17 protein-coding genes, 3 tRNA genes and 1 pseudogene are annotated in these 20,929 nt (G+C 53.9%); 6 read left to right on the top strand and 15 right to left on the bottom strand.

The features are described 5' to 3' along the window. Positions 1 to 11 precede the first annotated feature (11 nt). From ACJHYO_RS00985 to ACJHYO_RS00935, 11 genes and pseudogenes are all read right to left on the bottom strand, one after another. Positions 12 to 2,492, bottom strand: a complete 2,481-nt coding sequence (locus ACJHYO_RS00985; RefSeq protein WP_085455510.1) for a DUF2345 domain-containing protein — start codon at positions 2,490 to 2,492, stop codon at positions 12 to 14. An 11-nt stretch (positions 2,493 to 2,503) separates the two neighbouring features. Beyond that, a complete protein-coding gene (gene tssH, locus ACJHYO_RS00980) occupies positions 2,504 to 5,140 on the bottom strand; it encodes a type VI secretion system ATPase TssH (protein WP_024009276.1) in 2,637 nt (878 codons plus the stop codon). A gap of 191 nt (positions 5,141 to 5,331) precedes the next feature. Next, entirely contained in the window at positions 5,332 to 5,823 is a 492-nt protein-coding gene (locus tag ACJHYO_RS00975) for an Hcp family type VI secretion system effector (RefSeq protein ID WP_000997068.1), read from the bottom strand. A gap of 57 nt (positions 5,824 to 5,880) precedes the next feature. Beyond that, positions 5,881 to 7,533 (bottom strand): annotated as a pseudogene (locus ACJHYO_RS00970) (OmpA family protein). Between the two features lie 12 nt (positions 7,534 to 7,545). Continuing rightward, complete coding sequence (gene tssL / locus ACJHYO_RS00965) at positions 7,546 to 8,211, bottom strand: type VI secretion system protein TssL, short form (protein ID WP_021516396.1); 666 nt, start codon at positions 8,209 to 8,211, stop codon at positions 7,546 to 7,548. Next, on the bottom strand, positions 8,208 to 9,545 hold the full coding sequence (gene tssK / locus ACJHYO_RS00960) for a type VI secretion system baseplate subunit TssK (RefSeq protein WP_021516395.1): 1,338 nt from the start codon (positions 9,543 to 9,545) through the stop codon (positions 8,208 to 8,210). Before tssK ends, tssL begins: the two co-directional genes overlap by 4 nt. A gap of 17 nt (positions 9,546 to 9,562) precedes the next feature. After that, positions 9,563 to 11,101 carry a type VI secretion system contractile sheath large subunit gene (gene tssC / locus ACJHYO_RS00955; RefSeq protein WP_011579173.1) on the bottom strand — a complete coding sequence of 513 codons (1,539 nt, stop codon included), beginning with the start codon at positions 11,099 to 11,101 and terminating at the stop codon, positions 9,563 to 9,565. Positions 11,102 to 11,159: 58 nt separating this feature from the next. Continuing rightward, positions 11,160 to 11,660, bottom strand: coding sequence for a type VI secretion system contractile sheath small subunit (gene tssB, locus ACJHYO_RS00950; RefSeq protein ID WP_001298136.1), 501 nt, complete (start codon positions 11,658 to 11,660; stop codon positions 11,160 to 11,162). 635 nt (positions 11,661 to 12,295) lie between these two features. Next, a tRNA-Met gene (locus tag ACJHYO_RS00945) sits at positions 12,296 to 12,372 on the bottom strand. Positions 12,373 to 12,405: 33 nt separating this feature from the next. Beyond that, positions 12,406 to 12,482 (bottom strand) — tRNA-Met (locus ACJHYO_RS00940). A 33-nt stretch (positions 12,483 to 12,515) separates the two neighbouring features. Then, positions 12,516 to 12,592 (bottom strand) — tRNA-Met (locus tag ACJHYO_RS00935). Positions 12,593 to 12,800: 208 nt separating this feature from the next. Between ACJHYO_RS00935 and mltA the strand changes: the two genes are divergently transcribed. Together mltA and tcdA are read left to right on the top strand one after the other, a co-directional pair. Continuing rightward, positions 12,801 to 13,898: a murein transglycosylase A gene (gene mltA, locus ACJHYO_RS00930; RefSeq protein WP_000678650.1), complete on the top strand. Its 1,098-nt coding sequence runs from the start codon at positions 12,801 to 12,803 to the stop codon at positions 13,896 to 13,898. 76 nt (positions 13,899 to 13,974) lie between these two features. Continuing rightward, the gene (gene tcdA, locus ACJHYO_RS00925) at positions 13,975 to 14,781 is read left to right on the top strand and encodes a tRNA cyclic N6-threonylcarbamoyladenosine(37) synthase TcdA (RefSeq protein ID WP_000117716.1); all 807 of its coding nucleotides are present in this window, start codon (positions 13,975 to 13,977) and stop codon (positions 14,779 to 14,781) included. A gap of 50 nt (positions 14,782 to 14,831) precedes the next feature. Here tcdA and csdE read toward each other — a convergent pair whose 3' ends face one another. Both csdE and csdA read right to left on the bottom strand, forming a co-directional pair. Next, a complete protein-coding gene (gene csdE / locus ACJHYO_RS00920) occupies positions 14,832 to 15,275 on the bottom strand; it encodes a cysteine desulfurase sulfur acceptor subunit CsdE (protein WP_000184272.1) in 444 nt (147 codons plus the stop codon). Next, a complete protein-coding gene (gene csdA, locus ACJHYO_RS00915) occupies positions 15,275 to 16,480 on the bottom strand; it encodes a cysteine desulfurase CsdA (protein ID WP_042020235.1) in 1,206 nt (401 codons plus the stop codon). Before csdA ends, csdE begins: the two co-directional genes overlap by 1 nt. 191 nt (positions 16,481 to 16,671) lie before the next feature. On the opposite strand from csdA, the gene ACJHYO_RS00910 reads away from it, so the two are divergent. The 4 genes from ACJHYO_RS00910 to rlmM all read left to right on the top strand — a co-directional run bounded on the left by ACJHYO_RS00910 (position 16,672) and on the right by rlmM (position 19,674). After that, entirely contained in the window at positions 16,672 to 16,899 is a 228-nt protein-coding gene (locus tag ACJHYO_RS00910) for a YgdI/YgdR family lipoprotein (protein WP_000750398.1), read from the top strand. 350 nt (positions 16,900 to 17,249) lie between these two features. Then, positions 17,250 to 18,167, top strand: a complete 918-nt coding sequence (gcvA, locus tag ACJHYO_RS00905; protein ID WP_000044401.1) for a glycine cleavage system transcriptional regulator GcvA — start codon at positions 17,250 to 17,252, stop codon at positions 18,165 to 18,167. Between the two features lie 18 nt (positions 18,168 to 18,185). Next, the gene (locus ACJHYO_RS00900) at positions 18,186 to 18,581 is read left to right on the top strand and encodes a DUF423 domain-containing protein (protein WP_000203905.1); all 396 of its coding nucleotides are present in this window, start codon (positions 18,186 to 18,188) and stop codon (positions 18,579 to 18,581) included. Beyond that, the gene (gene rlmM, locus ACJHYO_RS00895; RefSeq protein WP_001045128.1) at positions 18,574 to 19,674 is read left to right on the top strand and encodes a 23S rRNA (cytidine(2498)-2'-O)-methyltransferase RlmM; all 1,101 of its coding nucleotides are present in this window, start codon (positions 18,574 to 18,576) and stop codon (positions 19,672 to 19,674) included. Before ACJHYO_RS00900 ends, rlmM begins: the two co-directional genes overlap by 8 nt. Before the next feature lie 43 nt (positions 19,675 to 19,717). On the opposite strand, the gene fucR is transcribed toward rlmM, so the two are convergent. Both fucR and fucU read right to left on the bottom strand, forming a co-directional pair. After that, positions 19,718 to 20,449 (bottom strand): L-fucose operon activator, encoded by a 732-nt coding sequence (gene fucR, locus ACJHYO_RS00890; RefSeq protein ID WP_001385459.1) that lies wholly within the window; start codon positions 20,447 to 20,449, stop codon positions 19,718 to 19,720. Between the two features lie 57 nt (positions 20,450 to 20,506). Then, a complete protein-coding gene (fucU, locus tag ACJHYO_RS00885; protein WP_000920840.1) occupies positions 20,507 to 20,929 on the bottom strand; it encodes an L-fucose mutarotase in 423 nt (140 codons plus the stop codon).

The following is a 20,929-nucleotide window of genomic DNA, read 5'->3' as shown; positions in this document are numbered from 1 at the left end:
CCTGTATGCACTCAGTTTTCCTGACTATCCGGCAGATCAATTTTTATTGACTCAACGAAAAGCCCCGACTGTATGGGCAATCGCCCTTGTTCATCGGTGGTCATTTCCACCACTGAGCCATCACCCCGAGTGACCTGTACCTTTTGATTTTTTGCAGGTTTGCCAGTTTGTTGCCAGAGTATTTCTGGTGTGACAGCAAAATCAGCAGAATCCCACTGTTGCATCGCCTGACTGATGCTCTGGCCGCTGAACTTCTGCCATACGGCCCCACGCTCTATGATCTTGTCTGGGGCTGCGCATTCCACCGTACCATCACCAATACGAATATATCCGCCGCCGCTGGTCAGAATGATTTCGTTTTTTGCGCTAATAAGGATTCGCCCCTCACTGCTGCTGATGCGGATATCTTTCAGCGCATCCAGCAACATTTCATCTCCCTGCGCCTGAATCTCTACTTTTCCCTTACCGGCAAAAATTTTTATCCCCAGCTTTTGGGCAAACAGACTTACCGTTTCTCCAGCAGCAACGGTAAACTTCTTCAACACGCTGAAATCTGAATTCTTTCCACTGGTACTAATGATGTTTTCCCCGGCGGACAGTTGCAGGCTTTTTGGCGTAACCTGCGCTATTCCTTCCGGAGCCGAAAGTAGCATCGCTGATTTTTTGAGCTCCGCCAGAGTCTCTGACATCATTACTTTCTGAGTCTGCAAATCTGCAAGTTCAGCCTTTGCCACTTCAGTAGCACTACATAGTGCCTCTACCAAAGACTGTGCCTCGTGAAGTTGAGCCAGTGCATCAGTCATATCCAGAACCTGACCCTGCGCCTTATCCTGCGCATCGGCGCTGATAAAGATGCCTTTCTTCGCCCGCACCGCGCCCCACAGATCGGTACGCAGTTCAAACCCTTCCCCGCGCTGCTGTTTTCCGGCATCCACCAGATGACCCAGATTCAACTGGCTCTTGCCGCCATACTCGGTGCTGACCTTGATATGCTCCTTGCCGCGCTCGTCGTCGAGGCGGATTTTGTTGTTCGCCGGGGTTCTGAGGACGTTACGCTTGTAGTTCTGGATGGTCACATGGTCGGTGTGCGCCGAGTCGTGTTTTACCCCGGCGATATACGGCCTGTCCGGGTTGCCTTCCTCAAACGCGATGCTGACTTCCGTTCCCGCCAGCAGCGGCAGGTGCAGACCGTAGGTGTCTCCCGCATACGGGCGCGACTGGCGTACCCACAGGCTCTCATAGCCCGGTTTCCACGTGTCACGGTCAAAGTCGAGGTTGACCCGGTAGCGCCCGTCCTTGTCGATATGGGCATAAATATCGTTCTTCACCGTGCTGGTGACCCGCGCCGGGAGCGTGCCGGCCATTACGGGACGTGGGATAAGCGCCGGGCGGTAGCCGTAGCGCTCTGAGTACGGGATGGCGGTAAACGTCAGCTCATAGCTGCGGTCACGCGCCGCGCTGACCGTCACGCCGGTAATCAGTACGCCCTTGCGGAACACCGCTGGCGCGTCGTCGCCCTGAACCCTGATTTCCAGCCCCGGCATCAGCAGTGAACTGGTGCTCTGGCCTTTGAGAATGGCCTGTTCATTCAGGTAGCGTTCGTGGCGGATACGGGCATAAAACGCGCCGCTTTCCGCTGCCTCCTTGTCGCCCTTTTGCAGGAAGTTGTCGGCGTAGTGGTAGGCTTCGCCATAGGTGGTGTTATCGCCTCCGGTGGCGTCATGCTGCTCTGTCATCATCTCCGCCGTGGCGGTGCGGTAGTTGTAGTCCCGCGTGGAGACGCTTTTTTCCACCACGCTGTACGCGGTGTTCAGCCCCCATACGGCTTCCGTTTCACCATCAAACAGCCCTGAAGGATGGCGAAGCGGCAGCGTCAGCCCGCGCTCATAGCCGCTCTGGTCGTCGTAAAACTCGATAACCTCAATTTTCAGCCGGGCATCGGTGGCGAAGCGGAACCAGATACCCACCTCTGACAGCAGGCGTGAAACAAACGTCAGGTCGTCCTCGCCATACTGCATCACCTGTTCGCGGGACGGGTATTCGCTTTTGAGGTTAAACACGAAATCCTGACCGCGCATCTGGTGCCGCTCGCGCAGTATTTTTTCGACGATTTGCGGTACCGTCAGATTCTGGTAAATGGCGTTCTGACGGCTGCGGGCCAGCAGCGCCATACGGGGTTCAAGACGCACTTCGTAACGGGCTTCGTCGCGTGACGAGGAGAGAAGTTTAAAGCCGGTGATGACGCCGTGCAGGGTGCGCAGGGCAGTCTGTACCGGCATTCCCTGTACCGGCGGTGCCGTCAGGCTGAATGCGCCATCCTGCATCAGCACCGACTCCGGCGCGATGGCTTTATCGCTGCTGGTAAACTGAATGTCGTAGCGGAACGGGGTACTCAGTTGCTCGCGGCCTTCAAAGGTCAGCACATCCACCGGACTTTGCAGGCCGCGAATTTTGAGCTTGTGGTGTGCGTGGTCGAAGAACTGTACGTTCATAAGAGCCTCCATTATTTCTCATCAAATTCCAGCACAATCCCGTCTTCATCATCCCAGTCAAGCCGCAGTCGGGCAGGCTTATGATGCACGGCCTGCTGCGCCAGCAACTGCTGGCTTAAGACCGGCAGGATTTGCTGGTTCAGCAGGCTGTCGATATTACGCGCACCGGTGTCCGGCAGCAGGCAGGCGGCGGTCAGGGCGTCGTACAGGCTGTTACTGATTTCCGTTTCCAGCCCATAGTGCTGGTGAAGACGGCGGGCCACCTGCGCCAGTTTCATTTCCACAATGGCGCGCATCGCCTCCTGTCCCAGCGGGCGGTAAATCACCGTCTGAAAACGCGCCATCAGTGCAGGCTGAAAATGGTCTCGCAGAAGGGGATACAGCAGTTCATGCAGGTCTGCGTCCGTGGCGTCCGGTTTTTCCTCCAGCAGCTGCATGATGTGGTCGCTGCCCAGATTGGCGGTCATCAGAATGACGGTGTTGCGGAAGTCGATTTCCCGCCCTTCGCCGTCGCGCATAAAGCCCCGGTCGAACACCTGATAGAACAGGTTCATCACGTCGCGATGCGCCTTTTCCACTTCGTCGAGCAGCACCACGCTGTAAGGGCGTTTGCGAACGGCTTCGGTAAGTACGCCGCCCTGACCGTAGCCGACATAGCCCGGAGGCGAACCTTTCAACTGGGAAACGGTATGCGGTTCCTGGTATTCCGAAAGATTAATGGTGATAAGGGATTTTTCACCACCAAACAGGGTGTCGGCCAGTGTGAGCGCAGTTTCGGTTTTGCCGGTGCCGCTGGGGCCGGTCAGCAGGAATACCCCCTGTGGGCCGTTCTCCGGCGTGAGGCCGGTTTTAGCCGCCCGCAGCCGCTGTGCGATGGCGCAGAGCGCCGGGCGTTGCCCGACCACGCGGTTTTCAAGGCTCTGTTCCATACTGAGCAGATCGCTCTGCTCGTCCCTGAGCAGGGATGAGTGCGGGATGCCGGTCCAGTCCGCCACCACCGTAGCGACGGCGCGGGCGTCCACATCCAGCGCCAGCAGCGGTGCAAAGCCCTGATGCGTTCGCAGTTGCTGTTGCAGTTCAGTGCTGTCTGTTCCTTCCTGACGCAACGTCATAATCTGCTGCGCCAGTGCCTTTTCCTGCTGATACTGCGCTTCCAGATGCCCGGCTTCTGCCTGTAGCTCATCACGCAAATCGGTCAGTTCCGCCAGCCGCTCCGGGCTGGCTTCGGGATAAAATACGCTGTCCTGCTCAATCGCTTCCCGCTCAATATCCAGTGCCGCCAGTCGCGCATGAAGCTGCGTCAACGGTTCCGGCAGGGTGTCAAGGCTCATGCGGACTCTTGCCCCGGCGGTATCCAGCAAATCAACCGCCTTGTCCGGCAGCTGGCGTCCGGTCAGATAGCGGCGCGACAGGCGCACGGCGGTCTGAATGGCGCTGTCCAGCATATGCACGCCGTGGTGCTGTGCATAGCGAGCCTTCAGTCCCCGCAGCATCAGACAGGCGGTGTCATCATCCGGCTCGTCAACCTTAACCATCTGGAAGCGGCGCTCCAGCGCGGCGTCGCGCTCAAAATACTGTTTGTATTCGCTCCACGTGGTCGCCGCGATGGTGCGCAGTTCGCCCCTTGCCAGTGCCGGTTTCAGCAGGTTCGCCGCATCCGCGCCGCCTGCCTGATTACCCGCACCGATAATGGTATGGGCTTCATCAATAAACAGCAGTACCGGCTCCGGTGATTTCTGCACTGCATCGATGACATTTTTCAGCCGCTGTTCAAATTCACCTTTAACGCCCGCGCCAGCCTGTAACAGACCGAGGTCCAGTGTGCGGATATGCACCGTTTTCAGGCTGTCCGGCACGTTGCCTTCGGTGATACGCAGCGCCAGCCCTTCCACCAGCGCGGTTTTGCCCACCCCCGGTTCTCCCACCAGAATCGGGTTGTTTTTGCGGCGACGGGAGAGGATATCGACCATCTGGCGAATTTCCGTGTCGCGCCCGAATACCGGGTCGATTCGCCCGCTGCGGGCTTTTTCCGTCACGTCTTCGGTAAAGCGGTTAAGCACCGCCAGCAGGGCGTCATCCTGTTTCTCCGTCAGCGTTTTTGCCGGTGCGTCCGCCGTTGCCGTCTCCGGCAGTGCAGAGGTCAGCGGTTCGGTGACCTGTGGCTGACGTGCCGGACATTCATCCGACTGCGCATCCAGCAGGGGACGCAGCCGCTCAAGCTGCACGCGGCTCAGACTCAGCAATACCCACAGGTCATTACAGGCGGGCAGCATCGGTTTTTCTGTCAGCGCCATCAGCAGATGCTGGCTGCGGATTTGTGGATCGTCGCCTTCCAGTGACGCTATCAGCCACGCCTGTCGGATAAGCGCTGCCAGCGGTTCAGAAAGTTGAGGACGTTCGCGGACCGGGCGGGGTAAGGTGTCCAGATGCGCCAGCAGAGACTGCCAGAGCGTGTCGATATCCCATTCATAGCGACGGGCAATCACCGTGATATCGCCTTCTCCCTGCTCCAGCAGTTTCAGCAGCCAGTGTTCAATGGTTATCTCCGCATGGGCGCGGGTCTGACACAGTGAGGCGGCAGCGTCCAACGCCCGTGCACAGTATGGGTTAAGGCGACGCAGCAGCGCGGCGGGGTGATTTCCTGTCATAGAAGGGTTTCCTTATCGTGTTCTGTATTCCTGCGATCCGCGTTCAGGCACGCTACCGCCCATAGCCGTTACCTCACACAGGCCCATCAGGTTTCACCAGATTGTGGGTATGCTTTGCTCAGTACCGGTGCCTGCGGCACTGGACAAAGCACACAACAAAAAGGCAGACAGTTTCCTGTCTGCCGCAGTTATCAGGCGGAAGGACGCTCATTCCACGAGTCGGAATGAATGATGTTGCCGTCTTTGTAAGTCCAGGTGATTTTCTCGTAGCGGAACTCAATACGTTCCAGGTGGTTATGCTTCTCTCTGGAAGGATCCTTGATGTCGTGCATCAGCGGAGCGACTCTGACCAGCTTGACGTTATCCAGCGTGATGTTGAAGTACTCCACTTCCTGACCGGCATCGTTGATGCGGTAAAACTTAAATTCTGCCGTTTTCAGGGTCTGACCGGTGGTCACAGCTTTGTAGAGATACGGACTGGACGCATCGATTTCTTTGGTAAACGTAAAGGGCTTGTGAGTACGGGTACCGGTCAGTTTGCCGGTGTTGTTGTCGGTCGGGATGTACACATCGTGATCCAACGCCACCACTTCGATGCTGCCTTCGCGCCCCTGAACGTCCACGGAACCTTTGATATCTGCGCCGCCGTCATCTTTCAGCCAGAGATAAGCAGGAATAGCCATGAGAATTACTCTCCTTGTTAGTGTGATTGAAGCACCGCCTTCTTCCGGCGGTATGTTTTATTTCACGTCCTGACAGGCGTCAGAACGCGGAACAAGACTGATTTCGACGCGCCGGTTGACTGCCCTGCCCAGTGGCGTATCGTTGGTCGCCGCAGGCTGGCTCTCACCCAGTCCCTGTACGGCAAAACAGGTGGCCGGGATGTCGCTGGTCTGCAGCATCCAGTTACGCACCGCTTCGGCACGTCGCAGCGATAACTGCTGATTGCTTTTTTCGTCGCCGGTGGCGTCGGTATATCCGGCCACGAGGATCAGCCAGCCCGGTTTTGCCCGGATGTTCACCAGTGCGTCCACCAGCACTTTTGTCGAGCCGTCTTTCAGGCGGGCCTGTCCGACGTCAAACAGCGACATACTGTCAAGACGCACGGTCTGAACCTAAAGCGAAGCCGTCACCTCCATTTTTTGTTCAGGCGGACGCCAGTCGCGAATGGTGCGTAATACCGGCTGGCGGATGCGTTCGCCGGGGTATAACCCCAGACCGAGGCGCAGTGGTTCTCCTTCCCGGTAATACCCATCGAGCATGGTCGCATCGTCTTTCAGCACCGACAGGTGACGGGCTTTGGTGATAAATTCCTCCACCGGGACGGCATAAAACCGGTGCAGATCGTCACCGACCTGCCGTAATAACTGGCGATTTGCCGTGGCTGACAGGCACAGCGCGGCGATACCCGCCACGGTGGTGACGCCCAGCATGGTCACGCAGGCCCGTCGCAGCGGGGTAAAGCCCGACTGACGCGGCAACCGCCGTAACAGGGCATCCGGGAATGGCAGCGCATCGTCTGTGCCGGTGTCCGCGATATCCGGCGTCAGGCCGGTTCTGGCGGTGATCCACAACTGCCATAGGTTGTTATCCACCGCAGGCAACGAGGGGACCAGCCCCACGGCCATCGCCAGTGGTGGACATTTCGCCTCCGGGCCGTTCAGTTCCGCCAGCACATTCAGATCCAGCCATTGCATCAGGCTTTCGGCTTTCAGCAGATAAGAGAGTCGCTGACTGCGTTCCTGTACGCCGGATTGTGCAATCCACTGCGCGGGCATCGCGTTCTCTGTGGATGTTGCTACCTGAACTTCGCCGCCGGTACAGATAAACCACGGTGAACTCGCTCTTTCCGGCAACGGCGAGCCGGACAGCCCGCTCCAGAGAAGCCAGGGGACGTTTACGCCCGCCCGGCGACGCACCGTCGCCATACTGTGGGCAAACCGTCGCAGCCGTCCGGCCAGAACCGCCACATCCCGGTGTATGCCGGGCATGATGCTATACGCCACGGCAAGCTGCGATGCCCACGCCGGGCGAAGGGTCAGCAATCGCTCCACCTGCGCCACAAGCTGTTCTTCATCAGGAACATGCAGATACAGCCCTTCTGAAACCTGGCGGACCGGGCTGTCAGTGAACAGGTGCGCCGACATATCACCACAGACCAGCACTACCGGCTGTCGGTAGGTTTCCGGCGGCAGCGATGACAACCCGGCATCGCCGGTCATCTCCGTCCACGCCTGCCTGCGCCGGTAAATCAACAACGCAGCAACCGCCAGAACGATAGCCGCCGCACCGGCCCATCTCAGCACGCCAGACGGACTGATAAACACCGACCACAGCACCAGCAGTAACACCATTCCCCACAGCACGATGGCCTGTTTCAGCGTGTTCCTCACTCACGACTCCCTTTAACGCAGGCTTTGCGGCAGCAGTTCATCCACCAGTACATTCAGCCAGTGGTGTAGCCCCCACCAGACGCCCGCCAGTAGCAGCGCCAGTGTTACCAGCCAGAAAAACGGCGAATGCAGCAAAGGGTGCTGACGGGTGGATAACGGCACGTTCAGTACCGCCGTTTCCGGCAGCACACCAAATGGCGCGACCTGCCCGTTGAGCGTCGAAATAAGCTGGTCGCGCTCCGGGGCTGCCGGATCCTGATAACGCCCGCGAAATCCCAGCAGCAGAACGCGGTGAAAGCAGGTCAGCACGGCCTGCGCGGGGGCGGGCTCCTGTAGCACCTGCTTCATCCGCTCGTACAGCAGCTCACCGGCCTGCAGGGTGTTGAAGAAATGCGACTGGAGTGGGTTTTTCATCCAGATGGCCTGACCGTCGTCCATGCCACTACGGCTGAGTACCGTTTCGTCCAGCAGGGCGCACTGCGCGTAAGTTATGTGCTCCACGTTCTCCCGACTGAATCCGGCATCTTTCAGACGTTCGCGGACCAGTTCCACCTGCCGCTGACAGTGGCGATACAGCTCGATACCGTGACGCACGGTGGTTCCCTGACGCAGTTCCACCACCGTCAGAAACGTGTCGCGCAGCAGCGCGTCGATATTGATATCCGTCTCTTTTTTCATGTGCGCAGCACCGCAAACAGTTCAGGTTTCAGGTCGCCCATTGTTCCCGGCGCATAAATCATGCAGCACCCGGACTCCAGCATCGATTTAGCCGCGTCACTGTGCATATCCAGCGCAAAATACTGGTTCTCCAGCCGCAGCGGCAGCGCCGCCGGAACCGAGGTGAGTGGCACCAGTGGAACACCGTTCAGCGCCACGTTGATAAGCAGCGTGACGTCATCAGGCGCACCGATTTTGCAGACCAGCGGTAGCTGGTGCAGTACCTGATGCGCAGGCAGTGAGGAACGAACGGACAGATAAAAATCGGCCTCTTCCCGCAGGCGCGGATCGTGCAGATCTGCTTTCCAGCGGTTGCCCGGCAGGGACGCCAGATCCAGCGCGATCACCCGCGACGGCAGGCTGGCTTCCAGCAGCTCGCTGAGCAGGGAGAACAGTGGCGGAAAGACGGTGGACGGCGATTCGTGGACATAGGGCGGAACGGCGCTGACGTTATGCTCAAGGGAAAACGTCAGCAGCGCACCGGCAAGCCTCGCCAGCTCCCGCCAGACCAGTTCGGGGTGGACAGCCGGGTAGCGCAGGAAATCGCTCAGCACCGGCTCGGCGGAATTCAGCGCGTTAAGCAGCCAGAACAGGGAGACATCGGCGACGGCGAAGTCCGCCATACGCTGGTTGCTTTCCCGGCGCATCGCCATCAGACGCTGGCACTTCGCCCGTAGCTGCAACAGCAGTGTGTCCAGACGCTGTACCAGCCCGTCATGGGCGTTAAACGCCAGTAACGGCGGAATATAGCTCTCATCCTGTGTCCAGTTGCCCTGAACATCCCGCACCAGACGCGCCAGTGGGCAGGTGATGTAATCCTGATTGTTATCATGAGCAAAGCGCAGGGACAGCGCATGACGCTCAACGGCCATATCTTCACTGTCACTGCCGTAGATATCCTGCACCTTTTGCCATTCCTGACGATAGCGCAGCGGTCTTTCAGTCTGCTCACCCTGACCGAGATTACCGCCGTTACCATGCGCAAGCGGCAGCGCCAGCAGAACAATCGCGCTGTCGTTCGTCAGCGCGCGCAGATCGCAGGCGAGCGGCAGAACATCGCTCACGTCAGAATCGATCAGCGTGCCATCAGCAAAACGCAGGCGTACAGCTTGCGTTTTCAGCTTTCCGGACGTCAGGGCATCGCGGTCAAAGAGCACATTCGCGATCCCCCACGGATGACGAATACAAAGTTGCGCAATGCTGTCATTGCTGAACGCTTCCCAGCGGGCCTGCTGCTGAAACTGCTGAGAGGACAGGAATGTCCCCTCAGCCCACAGTGGTCGATGAATTTTCATATCACACCACTGCCCGATCAGGCTTTCGCTTTCGGCATCTGGGAAACCAGTGACAGGTTGACGTCCATCCCTTCGATCTGGAAATGCGGCACGGCAAAGAGTCTGACGCGGAAGAAGCCCGGATTGTCCTCAATATCTTCCACGATAACCTTGCCGTCGCGCAGCGGGTGAGACGCCTGCAGTTCATCACCCGGATCGGTCATTTCCGTCACCAGCGTGCGGATCCAGGTGTTAAGCTCCAGTTCCAGCACGCGGCGGTCTTTGGTGGAGCCGATATTCTCGCGCTGAATAATTTTCAGGTAATGCGCAATGCGGGACAGCAGGAAAATATAGGGCAAACGGGCGTTAATACGACTGTTGGCAGTGGCGTCAGCGGTATCATACAACGCCGGTTTCTGGGCGGAGTTTGCCGAGAAGAAGCAGGCGTAATCGCGATTCTTATAATAAGAGAGCGGAATAAAGCCAAGGTTGGCAAATTCAAATTCGCGGGTTTCCGGGATCATCACTTCGGACGGAATTTTGACCTGATTGCCGGTGCCGAGATCGTAAAGATGGATCGGCAGATCGGCCACTGCGCCACCTGCCTGTGGACCACGGATCTGCACACACCAGCCATTATTCACAAAGCTCTTCACCATATTGGCGGCAAAGGCGAACGAGGCGTTTGTCCACAGGTACTTTTCGTGATCCGGGCCTTTGACTTCTTCCACATAGTTAAAGCTGCGTACCGGCACTGTGTCCGGCCCATAGGGCAGACGACCCAGCACGCGCGGCATCACTAATCCCACGTAGCGGCTGTCATCGGTATCGCGGAACGACTTCCATTTAATATATTCGGCGCGGTCAAAGTAGTTGCCGATATCTTTAATCGCGGCGACTTCTTCCATCGAATTTTTAAGGAAGAATTTCGGCCCGACAGAACCGATAAAAGGCATATGGGAAGCGGCAGACACTCTGGAAATATTACGCAGCAGGGCAATATCCTGCGGGCTGTTATCAAATTCATAGCTGGATATTAATGAGGCTACAGGTTCGCCACCCGGCGTATCATATTCCTGAATGTATGTATGGCGATATAAACCACTCTGAATGATTTCCGGTGAATCATCAAAATCCTGACGCAGATGCTCTTTGCTGATATCCAGCAATTCAATTCTGACATTTTTGCGAAAATCAGTGCGCTGTACGACGAACCATGTACCACGCCACAGCGACTCGACTTTCTGGAATTCAGGGTGGTGCATGACCGCATCAAGCTGTTTACTGATTTTCTGATCCAGATCGTCGATATGAAAATCCAGCAGGCTCTTGTCGAGCTTGACCACGTCCTCGCCTGATTTCGCCAGACAGGAAAGCAGAACGTGAATCGCTGCTGTCACGCGCTCATCGGGTGAGGCATCAGCCAGCGTTTCGCTGTTTTGCCATAAATCTATTTCCTGAATGGAAGAGACCGGGGTTAAATTAATTTTATCGAACAGGGACTGATAAACGCCGCCGGACTCAGTGGTGGTGAGTGTTGCAGTTTCAGAGGTGGCATGTTCTTGTTGTACAGACATCAGCATTTCCTTTTCAGTGATCCTTTCTTCTCCGGTTTAACCTGAATACGCGTTCGGGTTAAACGTTCTCCTGCGGCGCAATTTTCGCCAGTTCATCACGCAGTTCTGAACTGAGCGTCGGGTCTTTCAGGATATTTTCCAGTTCACGGCGAAACGTTGCGTTATCCAGCAGATTGGATTTCAGGTCACGTAGTAAATTGCGCATAGCGAGTAATACACGAAGTTGCGGAATATTTTTTGCTACCTGTTCGGGTTCAAAATCCTTCAGGCTTTTAAATTCAAGCGCGAAATTTTGTTCATTACCGTTTCCGTTTAGCGTATCTTCTACTGTTAAATTAACCGCAGGCGAAAACTCAGCCATGACGCTGTTGAAGTTGTTTTTATTGATATCAACCTTGTCCCGTTCGGACAGCGGACGTTGCTCTTTTCCGTTACTGTAATCGCCTACGGCAAGAAGCTTGAGGGGGAGTTCAACTTTCTTTTTAGCATTGCCTGTATGCAGATCAAGCTTGATATTTACACGAGCGGCGGGAACTTCATTCTGGAAACTGTCGGCCATATCCTTTTCCTCATCATCCACTTTTTCTGATGGTTATTGACATAATTATATTCAGGGGATTATCGGATGATTTAAATAAAAAGCAATGATGAGGAAAATATACAAATGAATAATGTATTTTTCAGGGGAATAGATACAGTTGTATCATTTTAGATATTGTTTGGCTTCTTGATTATTTTTCGGAAGAGGGCGGCATTATCTGGTGAGAGAATTTGGCATGAAACTTAAAATAATAACAGGATAAGCTTCACAAATTTGCACTTTTAAGAAATTGGGTAGTATGAGAGTCTATTAAGATATTCATTAAACTTATTGTCCGGGCTTTCACAAAAAATTATTAATTTTTCTACTAATTAAAAAGTTGTGTGCTTTTTGTACAATGATTATATAAGCGTAGCGCCCTGTTGTGATATTGAAATGTTAACATAACCAAAATAAATTGATTTATAGAATATATAAATGAAATTCATTAATGGGGTATATGTTTAATATATAAATAAGATGGATGGCTTTGATGGAGGGATATTAACGGTTTACTCATTGTCTCAGGCTTCACTGAAACGGGTAAGGAAGCGTAAAAACGAAAAAACCGCAAGCCAATAGCAGCTTTGCGGTTTGTCAGCATTCTAATAAATTGGTTGCGGGGGCCGGATTTGAACCGACGACCTTCGGGTTATGAGCCCGACGAGCTACCAGGCTGCTCCACCCCGCGTCACCGTACAGCTTTATTTCATCAAATTTTGATTGGTTGCGGGGGCCGGATTTGAACCGACGACCTTCGGGTTATGAGCCCGACGAGCTACCAGGCTGCTCCACCCCGCGTCACCGTACTGCTTTACTTCATCAAATTTTAATTGGTTGCGGGGGCCGGATTTGAACCGACGACCTTCGGGTTATGAGCCCGACGAGCTACCAGGCTGCTCCACCCCGCGTCCGTGGATGCGCACTATACTCTGCTCGCGTTTTCATGCAACCTTTTTTTTACCCCGATCACGGATTTGGCATGATTTTGAACAAAAACAAATCACTAAAGCCTATTTTTTGTGCAAAATTTGCGTCAGGGAGAGGCTGCTCATTTCATTAAACGCGGTGGTTTGTTATCTTCGTTGCGCCTTATTTTTTAACCTGAAGAAGAGAACAATGAAAGGACGTTGGGTAAAGTACCTTCTTATGGGCACGGTTGTGGCAATGCTTGCCGCCTGCTCTTCCAAACCAACCGATCGCGGACAGCAATATAAAGACGGGAAATTTACCCAGCCTTTCTCTCTGGTGAACCAGCCAGATGCCGTTGGCGCGCCGATTAATGCCGGTGATTTTGCCGAGCAAATTAACCATATCCGTAATTCGTCACCGCGTCTGTATGGCAACCAGAGTAATGTTTATAACGCGGTGCAAGAGTGGCTGCGCGCAGGCGGTGATACCCGCAATATGCGCCAGTTCGGCATTGATGCCTGGCAGATGGAAGGTGTCGACAACTATGGTAACGTGCAGTTTACAGGCTATTACACGCCGGTAATTCAGGCGCGCCATACCCGTCAGGGCGAGTTCCAGTATCCGATTTACCGTATGCCGCCAAAACGTGGTCGTCTGCCGTCTCGTGCGGAGATCTACGCAGGAGCTCTGAGTGATAAATATATTCTCGCTTACAGTAACTCCCTGATGGATAACTTCATTATGGATGTGCAGGGTAGCGGGTATATCGACTTTGGTGATGGCAGTCCGCTTAACTTTTTCAGCTATGCAGGGAAAAACGGTCATGCCTATCGCAGCATTGGTAAGGTGTTGATCGACCGTGGCGAAGTGAAAAAAGAAGATATGTCGATGCAGGCGATTCGTCACTGGGGCGAAACACACAGTGAAGCTGAGGTTCGCGAGCTGCTGGAACAGAACCCGTCTTTCGTCTTCTTTAAACCGCAATCTTTTGCACCGGTGAAAGGGGCAAGTGCGGTGCCGCTGGTTGGCCGTGCTTCTGTTGCCTCCGATCGTTCAATTATTCCGCCAGGTACTACCTTGCTGGCAGAAGTGCCGCTGCTGGATAATAACGGCAAATTTAACGGTCAGTACGAATTGCGTCTGATGGTGGCGCTGGATGTCGGTGGCGCAATCAAAGGCCAACACTTCGATATCTATCAAGGGATCGGGCCGGAAGCCGGACACCGCGCAGGTTGGTACAACCACTATGGACGTGTCTGGGTGCTGAAAACCGCCCCGGGCGCAGGTAACGTCTTTAGCGGCTGATGTGATATTCTGTATGCCGTTTTTACGGATATGACAGGGTGAGGGGTAACCTCACCCTTTTTAATTCTGAGGTGCTATGTCTGTGGTAATTAGTGATGCATGGCGTCAGCGTTTTGGTGGCACAGCGCGTCTGTATGGTGAAAAAGCATTGCAACTGTTTGCTGACGCGCATATTTGTGTGGTTGGTATCGGTGGTGTCGGTTCCTGGGCGGCGGAAGCGCTAGCGCGCACGGGGATTGGCGCAATCACGCTTATCGATATGGATGATGTGTGCGTCACCAATACCAATCGGCAAATTCACGCTCTGCGCGATAACGTCGGGCTGGCAAAAGCGGAAGTAATGGCGGAGCGTATTCGCCAGATTAACCCGGAGTGCCGTGTAACGGTGGTGGATGACTTCGTGACGCCGGATAACGTAGCGCAATATATGAATGCCGGTTATTCGTACGTGATTGATGCTATTGATAGTGTACGGCCCAAAGCGGCGCTGATTGCTTATTGTCGGCGCAATAAAATCCCGCTGGTCACGACCGGTGGCGCTGGTGGGCAGATTGACCCGACGCAGATTCAGGTTACCGATCTGGCGAAAACGATTCAGGACCCGTTGGCGGCGAAGTTGCGCGAGCGCCTGAAAAGCGATTTTGGCGTAGTGAAAAACAGTAAAGGTAAGCTCGGCGTGGATTGCGTGTTCTCTACCGAAGCGCTGGTGTACCCGCAGTCAGACGGCACCGTCTGTGCGATGAAAGCCACGGCGGAAGGGCCAAAGCGGATGGATTGTGCCTCAGGATTTGGCGCGGCGACGATGGTGACCGCCACTTTTGGCTTTGTTGCGGTTTCTCATGCGCTGAAGAAGATGATGGCGAAAGCGGCGCGTCAGGGGTAAACAATCAGGTCGGATGCGACGCGAACGTCTTATCCGACCTGGTTCTGTGCTTAAACCTGCTTCGCCGCAGCGATAATCGCCTCGCTTAACGCATTCAACCCCTGACTGCGTGAGGCGCTAAGTTGCGCACGTAATCCCAGCTCATCAAACAATGCCAGCGGCGACTGTGCCTGCAATTCGGCGGCGGTTTTCCCCTCAACGGCAGTCAACAACACCGCCAACAGGCCGCGCACAATGCGCCCTTCGCTGTCGCCAAAGAAATGCATCTTGCCGTTTTCAGCCACGGTATATCCCAGCCAGACGCGGTTTTCGCATCCGGCAATCTCTTTAGCCTGCGCTTTTAACTCCTCTGGCAAAGCCGGAAGCTGTTTCCCCAGCATGATCAACTGGCGATATTTATCTTCCCATTGCGTCAACGGTGCGAAGGTATTGCGTAACGTTTCTGCGGTTACGGTTGTGCCGAACGGATGTCCGGCGAATTGCGGGTTTGTCATTAATCCACCAATAATTCCAGCGCGCGGTCAACGGCATTCACCAGCGCATCCACATCACTCTTTGTATTATATGGCGCAAATGAGGCGCGCAGTGTGCCGGTTACGCCTAATTCTGCCAGTAGCGGCTGAGCGCAATGCTGCCCGGCGCGCAGGGCAATACCGTACTCCGCCAGCAGTGTCACCATATCGCTGTGATGAACACCCGCAAAATCAAAGGCCAGCAGGCTGGAATCCTGGCAGCGGAATGAACGAAAGCCTTGACGTTTCGCCAGCGCTTCTTCTGCAAGCGTTGCTAAGCTACGGCTCCAGCTTTCGGCCTGGTTGATATCGTAATCTGTCAGCCATTCCAGCGCCGCGCTTAATCCTATGACGCCAGCGACATTTGGCGTTCCTGCTTCCAGTTTCCACGGCGCAGATTGAGTCGTGAAGCCTTCAAAACTCACTTCGTGAACCATTTTGCCGCCGCCCAGCCAGGGCGACATCGCTTCCAGCAGTTCTGGTTTGCCATACAGCACGCCGATGCCTGTCGGGCCATACAGTTTGTGACCTGAAAAAGCATAGAAATCAATATCCAGTTGCTGAACATCCGCGGGGAAATGCACCGCCCCCTGAGCACCATCAACCATCACCACTATCCCGGCTGAATGAGCAAAAGTAATCGCTCTCGCCAGATCCGGGCAACCGCCAGTGACGTTCGACATCTGGCCCAACGCCAGAATCCGACTACGGGGAGTAATCAGTTCTGGCAACAAATCGACATCCGGCAGTCGCTGCGCATTAAGCGGCAATTTCACCACTTTGGCCCCCGTTTGTTGGGCGACCATCAGCCAGGGGACGAGGTTGGCGTGGTGTTCTGCCACACTGACAATAATTTCATCGCCCGGTTGCAGACGCGGACGGGCATAGCATTGCGCCACCATGTTGATGGATTCAGTGGTGCCGCGCGTCCAGACGATATTTTTGTCATCCGATGCATTCAGTAATTGTGCCACTTTTTCCCGCGCAGCTTCGTAACGCGCGGTCAGGCGTTGGGCTTCGGCAAACTGGCTGCGATGGACGTTTCCGGCGCTCAGGCTATAAAACTGTCGGGTAGCTTCAACCACGGCTTCAGGTTTAAGCGCGGTCGCGGCGCTGTCGAGATAGACGCCCGCATCCTGTAGCGCGGGAAACTGGGCGCGAAACTGCGCGGGATTAAAAACGTTCATGGTACTCCTCGGCTTGATGCACCGATCGTGACGCAAAATTCACTTTGATACAAGGAGAGTGCTAACCATCAGAATTATCTGGATATCCTGGCGAAGCCGCGTCAGTAACATATGCTGAATAGTGTTAGGCGTTAATTTTAGCCTGTTAATCAATACTATTAAGATTTATTAATCGCTTTAAGGAGAAGATGATGAAAAAGACTGCCGCAATTATTTCTGCCTGTATGCTGACTTTTGCCCTGAGCGCCTGTTCCGGTTCGAACTATGTGATGCACACCAATGACGGACGTACCATCGTCTCTGACGGTAAACCACAGACTGATAACGATACCGGTATGATTTCGTATAAAGACGCTAATGGCAACAAACAGCAGATCAACCGTACTGACGTGAAAGAGATGGTCGAACTGGATCAGTAATTCGCGATCGCAAGGTAAAAAAAAGCACCGCAATTAGGCGGTGCTACATTAATCACTATGGACAGACAGGGTAAATGTACAGGAAGTGAAAAAAGGTAGCTTTGCTACCATGGTCTGAATCGCAGACCAATTGCAAACACAACAACACAACATCACAACCGTAAGCCAAAAGTTCACCAGAACACGCATTCCGATAAAACTTTTCGTTCCGGCTCAGGAAGTGCCGCCACTATAGGTATTTGCTGGTAGAAGCTCAACGGACAATTTATAATGGCTCAGATTAAAAAAACTAATAGGTTACACAGTGTAATCTAATTGTTAAATTCATTTAACATCAAAGTTTAAAAGCCATGTCTAAACGATTACCACCGCTAAATGCCTTACGAGTTTTTGATGCCGCAGCACGCCATTTAAGTTTCACTCGCGCAGCAGAAGAGCTTTTTGTGACCCAGGCCGCAGTAAGTCATCAAATCAAGTCTCTTGAGGATTTTCTGGGGCTAAAACTGTTCCGCCGCCGTAATCGTTCACTCCTGCTGACCGAGGAAGGGCAAAGCTATTTCCTCGATATCAAAGAGATATTTTCGCAATTAACCGAAGCGACGCGTAAACTCCAGGCCCGTAGCGCTAAGGGGGCGTTGACGGTCAGTTTACTCCCCAGTTTCGCGATTCATTGGTTGGTTCCGCGACTTTCCAGCTTTAATTCAGCTTATCCGGGAATTGACGTTCGAATCCAGGCGGTTGATCGTCAGGAAGATAAGCTGGCGGATGATGTTGATGTGGCGATATTTTATGGTCGGGGCAACTGGCCGGGGCTACGGGTGGAAAAACTGTACGCCGAATATTTATTGCCGGTGTGCTCGCCGCTACTGCTGACTGGCGAAAAACCCTTGAAGACCCCGGAAGATCTGGCTAAACATACGTTATTACATGATGCGTCACGCCGTGACTGGCAGACATATACCCGACAGTTGGGGTTAAATCATATCAACGTTCAGCAAGGGCCAATTTTTAGCCATAGCGCCATGGTGCTGCAAGCGGCTATCCACGGGCAGGGAGTGGCGCTGGCAAATAACGTGATGGCGCAATCTGAAATCGAGGCCGGACGTCTTGTTTGCCCGTTTAATGATGTTCTGGTCAGTAAAAACGCTTTTTATCTGGTTTGTCATGACAGCCAGGCAGAACTGGGTAAAATAGCCGCCTTTCGCCAATGGATCCTGGCGAAAGCCGCTGCTGAACAAGAAAAATTCCGCTTTCGTTATGAACAATAATTTACGTAGGGTACGACCATGACCAGCCGTTTTATGCTGATTTTCGCCGCCATTAGCGGCTTCATTTTTGTAGCTCTGGGCGCTTTTGGCGCGCATGTGTTAAGTAAAACCATGGGGGCCGTTGAGATGGGCTGGATCCAGACCGGCCTCGAATACCAGGCGTTTCATACGCTGGCGATCTTAGGTCTGGCGGTGGCAATGCAGCGTCGCATCAGTATCTGGTTTTACTGGAGTAGCGTTTTCCTCGCGTTAGGCACGGTGCTGTTCAGCGGCAGCCTTTATTGCCTGGCGCTGTCCCATCTGCGTTTGTGGGCGTTTGTCACACCGGTTGGCGGCGTGAGCTTCCTTGCGGGCTGGGCGTTAATGTTAGTTGGTGCTATCCGTTTAAAGCGCAAGGGCGTAAGTCATGAATAAGGTTATATTGCTGTGCCGTCCGGGCTTTGAAAAAGAGTGCGCCGCAGAAATTACCGATAAAGCCGGCCAGCGGGAAATTTTCGGTTTTGCCCGCGTGAAAGAGAATGCGGGTTATGTGATTTATGAATGTTATCAACCTGATGATGGCGATAAGTTAATCCGTGAGCTGCCGTTCAGTTCATTAATTTTTGCCCGCCAGTGGTTTGTAGTGGGGGAACTCCTGCAGCATTTGCCGCCAGAAGATCGTATTACCCCCATTGTTGGCATGTTACAGGGCGTAGTAGAGAAGGGCGGTGAACTGCGTGTTGAAGTTGCCGATACCAACGAAAGCAAAGAGTTGCTGAAATTCTGCCGTAAATTCACCGTGCCGCTACGCGCTGCCTTGCGTGATGCGGGGGTGCTGGCGAACTATGAAACGCCGAAGCGTCCGGTTGTGCATGTATTCTTTATTGCACCAGGCTGTTGCTATACTGGTTACTCATACAGCAGCAATAATTCGCCGTTCTATATGGGCATTCCGCGCCTGAAATTTCCGGCAGATGCGCCGAGTCGTTCCACGCTCAAACTGGAAGAGGCATTTCATGTGTTTATTCCCGCGGATGAGTGGGATGAACGCCTGGCGAACGGGATGTGGGCGGTGGATTTAGGTGCTTGCCCAGGCGGCTGGACCTACCAACTGGTGAAGCGCAACATGTGGGTTTATTCCGTCGACAACGGCCCGATGGCGCAAAGTCTGATGGATACCGGGCAGGTGACGTGGCTGCGGGAAGACGGTTTCAAATTCCGTCCGACACGCAGCAATATCTCCTGGATGGTATGCGATATGGTTGAAAAACCGGCGAAAGTTGCGGCATTAATGGCGCAGTGGCTGGTTAATGGCTGGTGCCGTGAAACTATCTTCAATCTCAAACTGCCGATGAAAAAACGCTACGAAGAAGTGTCACACAATCTGGCGTATATTCAGGCACAGCTTGATGAACATGGCATAAATGCTCAGATTCAGGCGCGGCAGTTGTATCACGATCGCGAAGAAGTGACGGTGCACGTCCGCCGTATCTGGGCTGCGGTGGGGGGGCGTCGCGACGAGCGATAACAGGCAAGGCCGGGGCGTCGTCTCCGGCCTGCTACCCTTTCCGTCAGGCTGTTACCAAAGAAGTTGTAACCTGGCGCTCATCAGAAATAATATGCGTTACCTCATCCAGATGCCCGATGCGGGCTTCCCCTGAACGATTAAATTTACTTTTATCAATCAATAACAACGATTGCGCGGCACGTTTTAATAACATTGATTTGTAATCAGCGTTGATGGCATTGGAGTCCCACAGTGCGCCGCTGCTATCGATCCCTTCACAAGAAAAAATAAACAGATCGATTTCCAGCGATTTAAGTTGGGAAATCAGCGAGGGATTGACGTAACAGCCATATTTGCGCTCAAGTGTGCCGCCGGAACTGATCAGTTGAATGCGTTCGCGTTTACCGAGTTCATGGCAAATCGGATGGCTATTGGTGAAGACCTGGATGTTGATGTCAGGCAACTGGCGTGCCAGATACCAGCAGGTTGAACTGGCGTCTAAGGCTATCACCATCCCTTCTTCAATCCACGCGAGCGCCTCGCGCGCGATATCTGCTTTATGCGCATAATGGCTTTTCAGCCGGATGTGAAAGGGATCGCCACTGTCTTGATTTTGACGGTGGATATATTTAGCGCGCCCATGATTGCGCAGAATTTTACCCTGCGTCTGTAATTCATTGAGATCGCGACGAATGGTTTCTTTACTGACCTTTAGCTGTTCAGAGAGAGCTTCCGTGGTCAGGCTGGTATGGTTCAGCAGCAGGTCGACTATCGCTTGCTGGCGTGCCGCTTTCATATTTTTCACCCCATCATTCGATAACCGCCCGCGTCATGCGGGCGTACCGGTATGAGATTACGGTGTTACCCCTTTTTTTAAAAGAATATTCCCGTACTTCGCTCGTTCGCCTGTGATAACGATCGCAAAGGCTTTTTGCGCCCGTTCATAAAACGCAAAACGATTGATGCGGATGATGTCAGGACAGGGGGCTTGTAGTGAAAGCGCATTACGATAACGTCGTTCTACTTCAGGATCGAGAGTGTCACCTTCTACCGCCGCCATCATCACCAGCGGTGGTGCATAACTGTCCAGCTCAAATAACGGGATAATCGCCTGGAGCAAGTCGCTCACCAACAGGCCATCAGCGCGGATCACCTGCGGTCCCATCGAATGGGCGGGAAAGTGAGCATCGGAAAAAATAATTTCATCTCCATGCCCCATCTCTGCCAGCACTTTCAATAGTTCGGGAGAAATTAACGGCGAAATTGTTTTCAGCAT

Origin of the sequence: Escherichia sp. WS1118, assembly GCF_046487695.1 — a bacterium.
GTDB lineage: Bacteria > Pseudomonadota > Gammaproteobacteria > Enterobacterales > Enterobacteriaceae > Escherichia > Escherichia coli.
Note: the sequence above shows the minus strand (reverse complement) of the source record. Positions and strands in the feature narration are given on the sequence as shown.